We start from the raw sequence: 17292 nt of genomic DNA on the forward strand, positions 1-17292 counted from the left end.
TGAAAATGAAAAAAAATATAAAAATTAAAGTAAGTGTCCTGGTTTTGGGTTTGTTCAGCATGATAGGCTGTACGGATATGTTGGATCAGGAGCCTTTAAATATTGCCACTCCCGATAACTTCTGGATCAATCAACCCAATGCGGAATCGGCAGTTGCGGGCTGTTATGGATTGTTAAAAAACACGTTAATAGACGATACCGCTTTCTTGTATTGGGGTGAGTTTACGGGAATGACCTTTATGAACAGCCGAAACTGGATCACGGATTATATTGAAGGGAGCGGTAATTATGTATTGGCATACAGGGACAATACCCGTAACTGGAAAGGATTTTACAGAGCCGCCAACTGGGCGCTGGCTATCGAAAAACACGTCAGTGAGATGCCGGACAGTAAATTTAAATCGAAAGCTGAAAAAGACAGAATTATTGGTGAGGCGGCATTTATCAGATCGTTGTCGTATTTCTATATGGCCCGTATTTGGGGTGATGTGCCCATTGTTACCGAAGTGATTGAGACTTCAGATCAATTGATTAAAGACGGTTATGTTGTAACCAAGCCCAGGGAAGATGAGAAAAAAGTTTTGGCTCATGCTCTTGAAGCGGCCAATAAAGCCATCGGTTTATTGCAATATTCTTCACCGGGGCAACCTAGATGGGCCATTCAGGCAAATAAAGGAAGTGCCGAGGCCTTGAAAGCGCACATTGCTTTATGGTATGCCAGCAGAGACAATGACAATCCACAAATGATTGCCCAAGCAATTGCTGCAGCCACTTCGGTAATCAACAACAGTAATGCCTCTCTTATTGATTATGTGTCTGAGGGCGAAGACGGATTTAATGCGATGTGTGTCGGACAGTCCAAAACCGGTCTTTTCGAAATTAATATCAGTTCTGATGTAAATGAATCTTTCAGGGTAAGCGCTGGTGACAACACTCATACCGGATTGACATTGAATTATCCAATATTTTTTGGTTACAGTGGTTCAGCTCCTCTAATTGATCCTGATTTTTACGGATCTTTGATGATGGATTCTGATAATAGCAGAGACAATGATAAGCGTAAAGAATTATTTTTCTCGGAATACAATACAAAACCTGAATCTTATCTTAGAAAATATTCCCAACGAACAAAGGATCCCAATGCTTCGGATGCTTATGCCACTTTTTCGGAATCGAATATTTTGATTTTCAGATTGGCCGATATTTATCTTCTTAGAGCCGAGGCGAATATGAAATTGAATAATCCTGGAGCGGCTGTAGCTGATATCAACACGATCAGAAGTAAAGCCAATGTACCTGATTATATGGGAGCTACAGATAGAACGTCACTTACCAAGGCAATTTTTGACGAAAGAGCCATTGAGTTGGTAGGGGAAGGACAATCCGGTTTTGACCGAATCAGAATGAATTATTTTACCGGAGTGAACTGGGCTAATCCAGCGAGAAATGCCAAGGAAGGTTATTTCTGGCCGGTTCACCCTGACATTATATCCATCAACCCGGCAATTGTCCAAACCGATTACTGGAAAGGGAAATTGTAATTTAGTTTAAAGTAAACAATAAATATTCACTATGAAAAATACAATATTATTACTAATTGTGCTATTCAGTCTGTATTCATGTTCCAACGACGATTATCTCGTTGATGGAGGTGTGGCCGATTCGAATGTAAAAATGAGCACTTATGATTTCTTGAAATCAAACAAACAATTGGATACTTTGGCCCTGTTAATCGAAAGAGCTGACATGATTGCTGCCGTTAATGCCAAATCTACGACTCTTTTTGCGCCAAATAATTCATCGATCAAAAGATATGTCAATTACATTTTAGTCAAAAAATTGAAATTAGATCCGCAGGCAACTTTTACCGTAAATGATATTCCTGTGGCGGATTTAAAAGTAATGTTAGGGAATTATATTTTTAACGAGACTATCGATCGAAGCAAACTGGTAAAACAGGGAAAGATATATAAAACCCTTAGCGGGGAAGAGCGACTGCTTTCACTGGAGCCAGTAGCGCAATATGCCGGCCAGTTGGATAATTTTCCGGAATATGTGTTTTATACTTTCAAAGGTGGAGCTGTCTGGGATCCTACCGATAATATTTCTGATGACCCGTTAGAGGGTGACTGGAAAACAGTGGTCAGGACTTCTAATTTAGTATCCACTAACGGTATCATCCATGTGCTTCAGGGGTATCATATATTCTCGAATTATATACCAACTCCTTAAAATAAAAGAGTTATAAGTTAATCCAAATAACCAAAAAGAGATATTTGAAATAGGTCATAAGAAGAGCTGTTTTATTATGACTTATTTCATCTGATCTTTTGATAATAAATAATATATACTTATGAAAAAGATAATCTGTTTTTTTATACTAGCCGTATTTGGGCTGTCATGTGAACGGCCAGAAGTTGGCTATCTCAGCGATGATATACATTCATTGCAGGATTCAATGTTTGTTCCCCGCGGCATATTTATGCACAGCAGTATTCCTGCTGTTGAAGGATCTACCTATCCGTTGGAATGGAAAATCACCAGTATTACCGATAAAGACGGCAAGCCTACAACTGAGTTGCAGGAAGAACATGAGATTTTATTGTGGAAAAGCCCTTTTGATCCCAGAACGGATACCACCTTGGAACTGGCGATGAAAAAATTGGAATTAAAGAAAAAACCAGCCATTCTGATGAATCCGGTGAGCGGGCAGTTTACTTTCACACAGGCAACAAAGAATGTTGTAAACGATCATTTTATTGTGAATGTGAGTGCTAAAAATGTTCGTGGCGAACGTCAATTGGAAAAGTTTACGAATATAAAGATGACTCCTTTTAAGGCGGTTGAATTCCCAACTACGACCCGTTGTATCACACAGTTTATAAATCAAACTACCGGAGCTACAACTATCGCCTTGGATTATAGAATTGAAAATGAATTTGACACGAAAGTTCCAAATGTTATGAATGGAACAGACAAATATTTTTCCATTAAGAAGGTAATTAATGAACCGGCTTTGGGGATAAAAGTAAAAATGATTACTACAGATAGTAAAAATAATGCTATATCTCCTTCGAAGGTCATCTTTTTTGTCAACGGTGGAGCTGTTTTGGCTAATTTCCACGACAACACGATCACGCCTGAAGTAAGTGCAGACGGAACCACATTTGGGCTTCCGGCTCCACCGTTTCCGCAATATTCCAGAACATATACAGGGACTAATGCCTATTTAATGTATTATTTAACTACAAATGATGCCTATAGTTTTGACAGGGCTGCATATGAAGCGGAAAAGGGTGTGAAACCGGATTCGTTTTATGCTCCTTTTAAAGATGCCAATGGAAACATCGTTGTCAGAGGTTACATTAGATGGGGTATAAAAATCAATGACACCGGTACTTATGAGCTTACAATGAGACATCCTTATACAATTAAGAAATAGTCTTATTTTAAGACAATAATTTTTTTGGTTAGTTGAAAAGGCATCATCGCATTTATTTATGATGATGTCTTTTTTAGTATATGTTCTTGATTAAATTCAAGTAGCATAGTTTTTCACGCCTTAAAATTAGCTGAAAAACCGAAAAGTTTGATATTCTAGTTAACCTGGATAATCGGCTTAATTCATTTTAGCATAAAATTTACCGGGTTAAGTTGTTGTGATTTTGTCACTTCGTTCGAGTCTCCTTCGTCGAAATGACAAATAGATACTGTTTTTATTCCAGTAAAAAGAAAGATTAAATGGTATTGATTTATTTTTCAAAGAATTACACCTCATTTTTGAAATTAATAAAATGAAACTATTGCCTAATTAACCAACCACTAAATTACAAGTTGCTTAACTTATAAATTTAAATTATGAAATGAGCATAACGAAAACTCGATGTAAACACCGATGAAGATATGCGAATTCCATATTCCAATAATGAACAAATATTATCTACATATGAAAAAAACACTACTAATTTCTTTACTCTTAGTAATGAATTTATCCTATTCTCAAAAAGGAGAAGAAGAGAAAGAAGATATAAAATACGAACTAAGTCATAAAAATCAAGCTTGGTTTACAGGAATGAAACCAGGGGCCAATTATTTTCAAATTAAAGAAAAATTCGACACCTATTTTGGGAATCACAAATGGGAAGAAAGCAAGCCCAGGGAATTAGGGGAATCCTGGATAAAAGAAAATATCTTTTATTTGGATAAAGAGGGATTCGTGCAATCCCCACCGCCGTTCGATACATCAAGAGCGGATATTGAAACTAATAACGTATTTGCTGCGACAACAACCAGAACTGCTGGTAGTTGGGGTCTGATTGGACCTGTAAATAGCGCCACTACAACCTACTCCGGAAAAGGTAACCACGGAGGTTATGTGTATCTCAATAGAATAGATCCTACCAATCCCCAAAAAATGTTTGTCTCATTTTTAATGGGTGGACTATGGGTAACATCGGATGGAGGAACGAGTTGGGTCTTAACCGATTCTAATTTTCCGGATGAAAAGTATGTAGACATTGATATTTGTACAAGCAGTCCAAATACGGTATACGCATTGAGTAAAAAACAACTCCTAAAATCAGTAGATGGAGGATTAAACTGGACTTCTACAACATTAACGAGTACAGCCTATACAGGGACAGCTTTTGACATTGCGGTATCTCCAACGAACCCAAATATGGTTGTTGCAAGATGGGGTGATAAAATATACAGAACTACCGATGGTGGAACCACTTGGACAAGCATAGTCTCTGGTTTGCCAAATTATTATATTGTTGGGGATTGTTCTGTAAATAGTGAAATGCTGGATTGGAGCACAACAAATACAGCTACAGTTTATTTCATCAGTACCACAAACAACAATGTGTCGACGGTTTACCGTTCTACAGATTCAGGACAAAGTTTTAGCATTTTGTCTACTATAACCTTAGATCCTACTGCAAACGGTCAAGTGATAGGTTGGGCAAAATTGTTGCTTCCTTCAACTAATGCGACTTCAATTTATGTTGCTTTGGGCACAGGAGCAAATGCTTACGGTCACCATGCGGTACATTTGTACAAACTAAATGCCACTACGGGTGCGCAAGAATTGAAGCGGGTTAATATGATTTCAGGAACTTTTCCTAATGAGATACATCATGGTGATATTGCTATAGATCGAAATGATGAGAATAAGTTGGTATTTGGTTCGTATAGTCATAAGAATAATTATTATTCGACAAATAATGGAGTTTCATTTACTAAGGGTGCAACCGAACAACATTCAGATCTTCGCTCTCTTGATATGATAAACAATAGGGTATTGGTGGGTTCCGACGGAGAATCTGTTTTGTCTTTAGATGGAGGAAATACAAACACTACGATAACAAACAGTATCAGTAATCATGAATTATGGGGTTTTGGTTCGGCTTTTAAAACGAATCTTGTGGCTGGAGGAGCCAATCATGGACCGGTAATGATTAAAGAAGCGGGCAATGGATTTGAATGGTATAATGGAACCGGGGCAGATCAAGGGAATACTGATGTAAATCCGCTGGACGATAGGTATGTTTATAGTCAAGGGTATAGCAATTACAGATATTTTAGAACAGGAGTTCATACTTTAATAAACGAATCTAATTTTCTGGATTTAGGAGGTATTTATGCCTATTTTAATTCAATAGAATTCCATCCTAATTATTATTATTCGATGATTACGCATCATGCGGGGCAATATCCAACAGGAAATGCAAATCTTGCCACATGGAAAAATTCACTCATAAAAACCGAAGACAACGGAAATAGCATTGCTATTGTTAAAACTTTCGCTAGCCAAGTTTTTAGAGAGAAAATATGCATGACTAATCCGAAATATATGTATGTTATTGAAGGATTAACTAACAATAAACTGTGGCGTACTTCAGATGCGGGGATAACCTGGACTAATATAACACCTTCTCTTGCGGAGAGCAGTAACAGGATCAATATGTCCGATATTGCCGTTAGTGATGTTGATCCTAATCAAGTATGGATTACTTATAGTGGGGTACAAGCTACTTGTAAGGTGTTGAAATCAAGTAATGCAGCTGCCGTAACTCCCGTATGGACTAATCTTACACAGTCTGTTTTAACGACGAATCCAAACACGAAAATTGTTTTTCAAAGAGGTTCAGACGGAGGGGTTTATGTTGGGAATAAAAGCGGTATTTATTATAAGAATAACACCATGCCGAATTGGGTTAAGCTAGGAAGCGGATTGCCAAACACGGATGTTCGGTTTATGTTTGTCAATTATAATGAAAACAAGCTAAAAATAGGTACGTCAAGAGGTGCTTTCGAGCATGAATTATACGAAATCTCTCCACCAAAAGCGCAAATTTCTGTAAGTACCGCTAAAGTTTCATGTACCCAAGTTGAGAAAGTGCAGTTCAAAGATTATTCAACCGTTCGTAACGCAAGCGCCACTTGGTTATGGAGTTTTCCTGGAGGAACACCGGCAACATCAACGCTTGAAAATCCTGAAGTTTCCTATGCCAATGCACCAAATGGTAAATACGATGCCACACTTACAGTTACCGATGCTTACGGAACCGATACCCAAACCATAACTGGAATTGTTGAGGTCCTGAATCAATGTGGAACCTCGGCAGTAGAAACGATTCCCGGAAAAGCCGCAAATCTAAAAGGGGCATCAGGGCAAAATTATCTAAAACTTTCAAACTTAAACCTCAATAAAAATGCTTTGACCTTTTCTTGTTGGATAAAACCAAACGGAATTCAAACCAATTACAGCGCTATTTTTATGAGCCAAGATGCTTCAAGTGCCTTTGGTATGAACTTTTTAAACGGAAATAACACGGTTGGGTTTCATCCTAATTGGAGTTGGAATTCAGGATTAATAGCTCCTGCAAACCAGTGGTCCCATGTTGCATTGGTTAGCGACGGGACAAGTGTAACCATATACGTTAATGGCGTTGCGAGCAGCGTTGCAGGAACTATTCCACCGGAAACTATAACAAACCTATTCTTAGGAACCTATGGAAGAGGATACACGAGTCGTGTTGCTAATTTTCAAATAGATGAGGTTTGCTTCTGGAACAGGGCTTTATCAACAGACGAAATTAGAAAATGGAGACATTTAACAAAAAGTAATGATGGGGACCCAATTCTAACAGGATTAGTGGCGTATTATCAGTTTAATGAAGAGTCAGGCTCAATATCTTTAAACAAAGCAGGAAGCGATTATTTATCCTATAGAGGGTCGACGTTTAGTCACGATATTTCTACCGCTCCAGTATTTGGAGGGGTAAGTGAGAAAATTAACGTTACGACTGGAGGGGTAAAAGATTTTTCCACAACGGGTTTATCGATACTATTCAATGATTCGGTACTGCCTGATGGCGATATTTGGGTTTCAAAATCCTCAATAAATCCAGACCAATTACCAGATAGTTCATTAAGTTTTAATACCTATTGGGTTATTAATAACTATGGTATCAACCAAACGTTTGATCCAGTAAAAAAAATGATTTTTACTGATAATGCTTTTGATATCCAGTCATCTGCAAGTTCATTTAAATTATTTGGAAGAAATAGCAATGATTTTGGTCCAACTTGGGGAACGGCTATAGATACAGGCCATTCTAAAAACGGATCATCAAAAAATGCAGCAATAACATTTTTAAAGGGGCTTAATTTAACTTCTTTCGGTCAGATGACGTTGAGCCAAGAGGCAGATTCTCAAAAGAAGGCTCTTCAAAAGACCGTTCGTATTGTAAAAGAAGATCAAATTATTGCTAACGAAAAGCCGACTATACATCCAAATCCTTTAAAAAGCAATACTCCCTTAAAAATAGCGGTACCGGCAGAATGGAAAGATTCAACATTGTTTGTATACGATAGCATGGGAAGATTAATTATAAATGCCACATTAAAAGAGGGTGTAAACGAGCTGTTACTTAACGTCTCTACTGGAATTTACTATTTAAATATTATCAGTCCAAATGATACTTTTAGAACAAAACTCCTTGTGAAATAATATTGTTTTAGTTAGTTTGAAAAGACACCGTCATATTCATTTATGGTGATGTCTTTTTTAAGAGACTTTCTTAGTTTTTGTCATAAAATTGGTTAAAAAGCCAAACAGGTTTGATTTTTATATTGGAAATCACAAATGAAAAGGGAGTAAACTTCCAGAAATAGGATAATTTGAAAAAAATTATTGTCAAAACATGATATTAAAAAAATAAATATTTGAAATTAATGAATACTTAAAAATTTTAAATTATGAAAAAAGCACTACTAATTTCCTTGCTTTTAGGAATGAATTTATCCTATTCTCAAAAGGGAGAAGAAGAGAAAGAAGATATAAAATACGAATTAAAGCACAAAAGTCAAGCCTGGTTTACTGGAATGAAACCAGGGGCAGATTATTTTAAAATTAAAGAAAAATTTGATGCCTATTTTGGAAATCACAGATGGGAGGAGAGTAAATCACGGGAGATAGGGGAATCTTGGATAAAAGAAAATATTTTCTATTTGGATAAAGAGGGGTTGGTACAATCGCGGCCACCATTTGATGCGTCGAGATCGAAAGTTAAATCCAATACTATTTTGACAGGTACAACAACTAACACTATTGGTAGTTGGGGTTTGCTTGGACCTGTAAATAGCGCCACTACAACCTACTCTGGAAGAGGAAACCATGGAGGTTATGTGTATCTCAATAGAATTGACCCTACCAATCCCCAAAAAATGTTTGCTTCATTTGTGACTGGTGGATTATGGATGACTGCTGATGGGGGAACAAGTTGGACATTAACTGATTCCAATTTTCCAGATGAAGCGTATAGGGATATTGATGTTTGTACAGGCAGCCCAAATACGGTGTATGCTTTGAGTAGTAAACAACTCCTGAAATCGATAGACGGGGGATTAAACTGGACTTCTACCACATTGATTAATACAGCTTATACAGGTACAGCTTATGATATTGCGGTGTCTCCAACAGATCCTAATATAGTGGTAGCCAGATGGGGTGATAAGATATACAGAACTACTGATGGAGGGACAGTTTGGACAAGCATAGTTACTGCTTTGTCTAATTATTATGTAGTTGGAGATTGTTCTGCAAATAGCGAAATGTTGGATTGGAGCACAACAAATACGGCTACAGTTTATTTTATCAGTACTACAAACAACAATGTTTCGACTATTTACCGTTCTACTGATTCAGGACTAACTTTTAATATTTTGTCAACCATAACCTTGGATCCTACCGCAAATGGTCAAGTGATAGGTTGGGCAAAATTATTGCTTCCTTCAAATAATGCGACTTCCATTTATGTTGCAATTGGTACAGGGGCGGATTCCTATGGTCATCATGCGGTACAATTATACAAACTAAATGCTACTACGGGTGTACAAGAACTGAAACGCGTTAATATGATTTCAGGAACTTTTCCAAAAGAGGTGCATCATGGTGATGTTTCAATGGACAGAACCAATGAGAACAAGTTGGTTTTTGGGTCATATAGCCACCAGAAAAATTGGTTTTCGATAAATAATGGGGCTTCATTTACAGAAGCCACCACCCCGATACACTCCGATCTCAGATCACTGGATATGGTGAACAACAGAGTAATGATAGGTACAGATGGGGAATCTGTTGTGTCTTTGGACGGAGGAGCTACAAACACTACGATAACAAACAGCATCAGTAATCATGAATTATGGGGTTTTGGTTCGGCTTTTAAAACGAATCTTGTAGCTGGAGGAGCCAATCATGGACCGGTTATGATTAAAGAAGCGGGTAATGGATTTACATGGTATAATGGGACAGGAGCTGATCAAGGCAATACCGATGTAAATCCTTTGGACGACAGGTATATTTACAGCCAAGGGTACAGTAATTACAGATATTTTAGAACAGGAGTCCATACTTTGATAAACGAATCCAATTTTCTGGATTTAGGAGGTATTTATTCTTATTTCAATTCAATTGAATTCCATCCGAATTATTATTACTCCATGATTACGCACCATGCGGGGCAGTATCCAACAGGAAATGTAAATCTTGCCACTTGGAAAAATTCGCTTATAAAAACCGAAGACAACGGGAATAGTATTGCCATAGTTAAAACATTTGCCAGTCAAGTTTTTAGGGAAAAAATATGCATGACCGACCCGAAATATATGTATGTTATTGAGGGATTGACTAACAACAAGCTTTGGAGAACTTCAGATGCGGGGGTAACCTGGACTAACATAACACCATCTCTCGCGGCTAGTGGTAATATGACCAATATGTCTGATATCGCCGTTAGCGATGTTGACCCGAATCAAGTCTGGATTACTTACAGTGGTGTACAATCGGTATGCAAGGTGTTAAAAACTAGTAATGCTTTGACAGGAACTCCTTCCTGGACTAATCTTACCCAGTCTGTTTTGACAACGAATCCAAATACGAAAATTGTTTTTCAAAGAGGTTCAAATGGCGGGGTATATGTAGGGAATAAAAGCGGTATTTATTATAGAAATAATACCATGGCTAACTGGGTTATGCTTGGGAACGGATTGCCACAAACAGATGTTCGATTTATGTTTATCAATTATAATGAAAACAAGCTAAAAATTGGGACATCAAGAGGCGCTTTTGAGAATAATTTATATGAAATTTCTCCGCCAAAAGCGCAAATTTCTGCCAGTACAAGTAAAGTAACCTGTTCTCAGGTTGAGAAAGTGCAGTTCAAAGATTATTCGACCGTTCGTAATGCAAGTGCCACTTGGTCATGGAGTTTCCCTGGCGGAACACCGGCAACATCAACGCTTGAAAACCCTGAAGTTTCCTATGCCAATGCACCTAATGGTAAATATAATGCCACACTTACGGTAACAGATGCTTACGGAACGGATACCCAAACCATAACTGAAATTGTTGAGGTGTTGAATCAATGCGGAACCTCGGCAGTAGAGACCATTCCCGGAAAGGCAGCAAATTTAAAAGGGGCAGCAGGGCAGGATTATCTGGACGTTTCAAATCTAAGCCTTAGTAATAATGCTTTGACTTTTTCTTGTTGGATAAAACCAAACGGAATTCAAACAGATTATAGCGCTGTTTTTATGGCTCAAGATTCTCCAAATGCCTTTGGTATGAACTTTTTAAATGGAAATAATACCGTTGGATTTCATCCCAATTGGAGTTGGAGTTCGGGGTTAATTGCTCCTGCAAACCAGTGGTCCCATGTTGCATTGGTTAGCAACGGTACTAATGTAACGATTTACGTCAACGGTGTTGCAAGCAGTGTTGCAGGAACGATTCCAACAGAAACCATAACTAACCTATTCTTGGGGACCTATGGCAGAGGGTACAATGATCGTGTTGCTAATTTTCAAATAGACGAGGTTTGCTTCTGGAACAGGGCTTTATCAACAGATGAAATCAGAAAATGGAGGCACTTAACAAAAAGCAATGCCGGAAATCCTATCCTAACAGGATTAGTGGCGTATTATCAGTTTAATGAAGACTTAGGCTCAATATCGATGAACAAGGCAGGAAGTGGTTATTTATCGTATAGAGGATCCACCTTTAGCCATGATAGTTCTACCGCTCCAGTATTTGGTGGGGTGAGTGAGAAAATCAGCGTTACGACTAGCGGAGTGAAAAACTTTTCTACAACAGGATTGTCCATGACGTTCGCAAATCCCAAAGTACCTAATGGGGATGTTTGGGTTTCTAAATCGACTGTCAACCCAGACGCATTACCGGATGCTTTGTTAAATTTCAATACCTATTGGGCTGTAGATAATTATGGTGTCAACCAACTATTTACCAAATTATCAGCATTAAAATTTACTGATAATGCGTTGAATACTTCGTCATCCGTAGCAAGCACGTATAAATTATATAAAAGGAATGTTAATGATTTTGGTGCAACTTGGGGAACGGCTTTGGATACCGGCGATTCCAGAACCGGAACCGGAACGAGTGCCGCAATAACATTTTCAACAGGACTTACTTTGACTTCTCTGGGACAGATGACATTGAGTCAAAATGCTTCAGCTTTAAGACAAAATGCAACACTTTCGGTAAAACAAAATCAAATTAAAACTAACGGAATGCCGGTCGTATATCCAAATCCTTTAAAAAGTAATACTCCCCTAAAAATATCGGTACCGGCAGAATGGAAAAATTCGACAGTGTTTGTATACGATAGTCTAGGAAGATTAATGATAAATGCTACATTAAAAGAAGGTGTGAACGAGATGTTACTTAACTTGTCCACTGGGGTATACAGTTTGAAAATTGTCAACCAAAATGATGCTTTTAGTACAAAACTCCTTGTGGAATAATATTGTCTTGGTTGGTTGAAAAGACACCATCATATTTATGATGGGGTCTTTTTTAAGTTCAAGTGAGTTTAGTTTTTTATCAATGAGCTGAAAAGCCAAATAGGTTTGATTTTTATATTGGAAATCACAAATGAAAAGGAAGTATACTTCCAGAAATAGGATAATTTGAAAAAAAATTATTGTCAAAACATGATGTTAAAAAATAAATATTTGAAATTAATGAATACTTAAAAATTTTAAATTATGAAAAAAAAATTTACAATCTTATGTGTTATTTTACTTCTCCTGTCTGGTAAATCTTGGTCGCAGGATTCGGAGGGAGAAGGTTTTGAGGGTAAAAACCTAAAAAGTATGCATGCCAATGCCGATTGGTATAAACTAATGAATGCTCCGGAAACAAACCTATTCAAGGTTAAGAAAGCATACGATACTTATTTCCTTACCAATAGTTTTGTGAAGAGTAAAGAAACCCGCGCTTACGAGTTTTGGACAAGACATATCGTAAGAAGTAATTATGATAGTGAAGGGAATGTCGGGAAGCAAAATAAAAATGCCAACGATTTAAAGAAAAAGAGTAATACAAATAGAACACAGAGTGTCACCGCAAATTGGTCACGTATCAATGTAACACCCGACATGGTCCCTAACTGGGGCGCGGGTTGTTATACACAGGGGACATGCAATATGCTTGCTATCAACCCATCGAATAGTAACCAGATGATTGCCGCTTTTATTGACGGCGGTACCTTATGGCGTACTACAGACAATTGTGTAACCTGGACACAAGTTGGAACGAACCTGTTGGCCCGTCATTTTGGCGCGGTGGTTTATAGCAAGTCAAATCCTTTAATTGTTTATGCGGCAAGTTCTCAAGGAGTCCTGAAATCAACCGATGGAGGTGCCACATGGACAATGACTTCGTACAACAATACGGCTGCTTACCCAGGAGGGAATGAAATTTGGACCATGGAAGTAAAAACCGATGACCCAAATACAGTATTGTTCGGAATCAGCAATAGTCTTTACAAAACTATCGATGGCGGAGCGAGTTGGACTAACGTTACATTTGGCAATGAGATACGCGATCTTAGGGCATTGCCGAGTACCCCAAATGTAGTTTTGGCGACTGTTAAAAACGGATCCTGGTGGGAAGTTCGTCGTTCGACAGACTTTGGTACGACCTGGGCATCAATCACTAACGGATATCCGACATCGATTAGCGGTTACACCACAGATCTTGCTCTTTTGGCTGTTACCCCGGCTGCGCCAAACAATGTATGGGTGCATTTGATATGCAAACAAACATCAACAGCAACCAGTAAAACATATGATATCTATAAGTCTACTGATGGAGGCGTATCGTTTTCCAGAATGAATATAACGGCTGATCTTACCGATAGTTTCTGGCAAGGAGGTTGGAATCAGGCATTTGGAATTTCGGATACGGATCCCAATCTTATGGCTACGGGAGCTTATAATATGTTCGTTTCCACAAATGGTGGTACTTCCTGGACAGTAAGTCCGAACAATAATGCAAAATACGGTCCTCACTCTGATGTACACGGTATTGTGATTAAAGGGACTGCAATCTATTCTGCCGGTGACGGTGGTATTTTCAAATCTACTGACAATGGCGCAACCTACGACCACACTGTTGATAACGGAATACAATCGCAATGCATTTGGGGATTTGACCAAGGTTGGAAAAGCGACATTATGGCCATTGGTATGTATCACGGGCCATCAACGCTACGCGACGATTCTATTTATACCGGTTGGTATCCTCTAAGTGGTGCCGATGCAGGCGAAGCTTTCGTAAACAAAGGAGATGACCGCTATATCTATGCCCATCCTTGGGGGAATGCAAGATTTACACGTTCAACAAACCGAATGACTGCACCCGCGAGTATTTCAATTGCTCAAATTTATAAGGGCAAAAACGATATGAACGACCCAGATTACTATGAACAGGTATACGGTACAAATGGCAGTAAGGTATATGTGAGTACAACCAATGCTTCGGGCTTTGAGCAAGGCAAAACATTTCAAACGAATGTGGATGACTATATTGTGGCACTTACCAACAATAAAATTATTTATGCCCGTACAGGAAATACCATAAATAAAACCGTTGATGGTGGAGTTACTTGGGCAGATGTTTCGCCGAGTTCCATCAGTGCCGGTAAAACGATTAGTCATATTGCAGTTGATGGCTCCAATCCATCGGTGCTTTGGGTCACTTTTGGTCAAAAACAAAGCACCGTAAAAGTTGGTAAATCAACTGATGGTGGTGTTACTTGGACCAATTATTCCGGAACGGTTCTTCCTTCGTATGCTGTAAATTGCATAGTTAGCCAAATGGGAACAGCTGGCGGTGTTTATATTGGTACTGATGCCGGTATTTATTATCGCGACAATTCATTGTCTGATTGGACTGCATTCAGCACTAATTTGCCGGTAGCCACTCATGTGGGTTGGATCAAAATCAATTATGCAAAAGCGAAACTACGCATTGCCGGAGAAACCGGTATTTGGGAAAGTGATTTATATTCCGCATCTGCACCAGTGGCCCATCCTTCAACTCCTTCTTTCGTAGTTGAAATTGGAAAACCCGTTCAATTTGTCGATATGTCAGTTTGCTTGGCTAATGCGACCTATTCTTGGAGTTTCCCTGGAGGAACACCAAGCACTTCAACAATTGAAAAACCAGTTGTCACTTATGCTGCTGGCGGTGACAAAAGTGTGTCTTTAACGGTGACTGATGCCAATGGTACCAACTCTCGTACTTATACTGATTTCGTGCGTGTACGTACCGTAGGTGCTATTGCAAAAACGGGATGGACTGTAACGTATTATGATAGCCAGGAAACAGCATCTGAAAGCACACCAGCCACTAATGCAATTGATGGCGACTACAATACGATTTGGGGAACTAACTGGTCATCAACAAATCCGCCTTATCCTCATGAAATTAGAATTGATATGGGGGCTACAATTGCTATCGAATCGTTCAAATATCAAGGACAACTCACAAACAGCAATGGGGATGTGAAAGGATATGAATGGTATGTAAGTACAGACGGAACAAATTGGGGAACCGCAGTTGCAACTGGAAATTATGCTGCAACTTCAGGCGAGAAAATAGTGACGCTTTCGCAACCGGTTACAGCCCGTTACTTTAAATTCAAAGCGTTATCACAACAAACAGGAACAAATTGGTGTAAAGCTTCCGAAATCGGCATTAACGGATCAACGAGTTTAATTTCGGCTTTCACGGCCAATAAAACGCTGATAATGCCAAACGGATCCATAAATTTTACAGACAAATCGGCTGGCAACCCAACATCTTGGTCTTGGTCATTCCCAGGCGGTACGCCTTCAACGAGTACCGCACAAAACCCAACAGTCACGTACAGCACTGAAGGCATATATCCAGTAACACTTTCTGTTACTAGTGCCTCCGGAACAGATATCGTAACTAAAAACTCATACATTAATGTAAGCACTTTTGTTCCTCAAACAGGTTGGTCTTTAAAATATGTAGACAGCGAGGAAATATCCAGTGAAACTACCCCTGCTACGAATGCTTTTGATGGCAGTAACAGCACTTTTTGGGGCACAAACTGGTCTTCTACAAATCCGTCGCCTCCACATGAAATTCAAATTGATATGGGGACGAACTACAATGTGAACGGTTTTAATTATGTTCCAAGACAAAACGGTGCAAACGGTCGTATTGCAAATTATGAGTTTTATGTAAGTACTGATGGCACAAATTGGAATTTAACAAATTCTGGCACATGGGCTAACGACGCAGTGGAAAAATCGTTGAACTTTACAGCGGTTAGCGTTCGTTATATCCGCCTTAGAGCCTTGTCTGAAGTGAATGGAAATCCATGGACTGCTGTGGGCGAAATAAAAATGAAGCTGGCTGGCGATCTGCCTCCGGTTGCAGATTTTAATGGCAGTGCAACGGCTATTACTACTGGACAGGCAGTTACATTCACTGATTTAACAACCAATACGCCTACTTCTTGGAGTTGGACATTTACTGGAGGAACACCGTCAACCAGTACGGCTCAGAACCCAACAGTTACTTACAATACAGCTGGAACATACGCAGTTGCACTTACGGCAACCAACTCGGCTGGAAACAATACCATGACAAAAACCGCTTACATAACAGTAACGGCGCCTCTAACGTATTGCGCTTCGCAGAGTACAAGCTTCACTAACGATTACATCAAAACGGTAACAATAGGAGCTACAACTAAAACTTCTGTAGGTTCTACATACAGCAATTATACGTCTACTGTAATTCCGTTAACCTCAGGGGCTTCCACAACGTACTTACTTGCACCAAAAGGAACAACACGTACCGAATATTGGAGAGTGTATATTGACTACAATCACAATGGCGTATTTACAGATGTTGGAGAACTTGTAATTAATGTGAATGGTAAAACAACAAAAACCGGTTCGTTCACCGTTTTGACGACAGCCCTAACCGGACAAACCCGAATGAGAGTGATGCAAAAATACAGTACTGCTTTAACAGGCCCATGTGAAGCCTTCACGAATGGCGAAGTCGAAGACTATACTGTAAACATAAGTATCAATCCAGTTGTACTGAGTGTTGCCTCAATAGACAACAACAAAGCGGTTGATGTTTCTATTTATTCGTATCGTAACGAAATAAAAATAGACCTTGGCGGCGAACAAAATGATGGTAAAGTATTCATTTATGATATAATGGGACATCAAGTTGAAACAAAAGAAATTTTTAAAGGCTTGAATACAATTCCTGTATACAATACCGGAATCTACATTGTAAAAGTTATTGTAGATAACAATGTTATAACTCGCAAGGTTATAGCGGAATAAAAAATTCAATGGGTAGATTAAAGCCGTAAAGAAATTTACGGCTTTTTTAAAACTCCCAGTTTTCTGCAAATTATTCAA

Annotated in this window: 6 protein-coding genes; all 6 read left to right on the plus strand. The window is 38.8% G+C overall.

Annotated features, from left to right (window positions below; translation table 11 throughout):
- The first annotated feature begins 5 nt into the window (after positions 1–5).
- Entirely contained in the window at positions 6–1541 is a 1536-nt protein-coding gene (locus tag ACNQGX_RS09460) for a RagB/SusD family nutrient uptake outer membrane protein (protein WP_417975664.1), read from the plus strand.
- A gap of 31 nt (positions 1542–1572) precedes the next feature.
- A complete protein-coding gene (locus ACNQGX_RS09465; RefSeq protein WP_417975666.1) occupies positions 1573–2232 on the plus strand; it encodes a fasciclin domain-containing protein in 660 nt (219 codons plus the stop codon).
- 121 nt (positions 2233–2353) lie between these two features.
- Complete coding sequence (locus ACNQGX_RS09470; protein WP_417975668.1) at positions 2354–3442, plus strand: DUF5007 domain-containing protein; 1089 nt, start codon at positions 2354–2356, stop codon at positions 3440–3442.
- Between the two features lie 504 nt (positions 3443–3946).
- Positions 3947–8017, plus strand: coding sequence for a LamG-like jellyroll fold domain-containing protein (locus tag ACNQGX_RS09475; protein ID WP_417975670.1), 4071 nt, complete (start codon positions 3947–3949; stop codon positions 8015–8017).
- A gap of 248 nt (positions 8018–8265) precedes the next feature.
- On the plus strand, positions 8266–12330 hold the full coding sequence (locus ACNQGX_RS09480) for a LamG-like jellyroll fold domain-containing protein (protein WP_417975672.1): 4065 nt from the start codon (positions 8266–8268) through the stop codon (positions 12328–12330).
- Positions 12331–12573: 243 nt separating this feature from the next.
- Positions 12574–17214, plus strand: coding sequence for a discoidin domain-containing protein (locus ACNQGX_RS09485; protein WP_417975674.1), 4641 nt, complete (start codon positions 12574–12576; stop codon positions 17212–17214).
- Positions 17215–17292 lie beyond the last annotated feature (78 nt).

Origin of the sequence: Flavobacterium glycogeni (genome assembly GCF_048286775.1) — a bacterium.
Lineage (GTDB): Bacteria > Bacteroidota > Bacteroidia > Flavobacteriales > Flavobacteriaceae > Flavobacterium.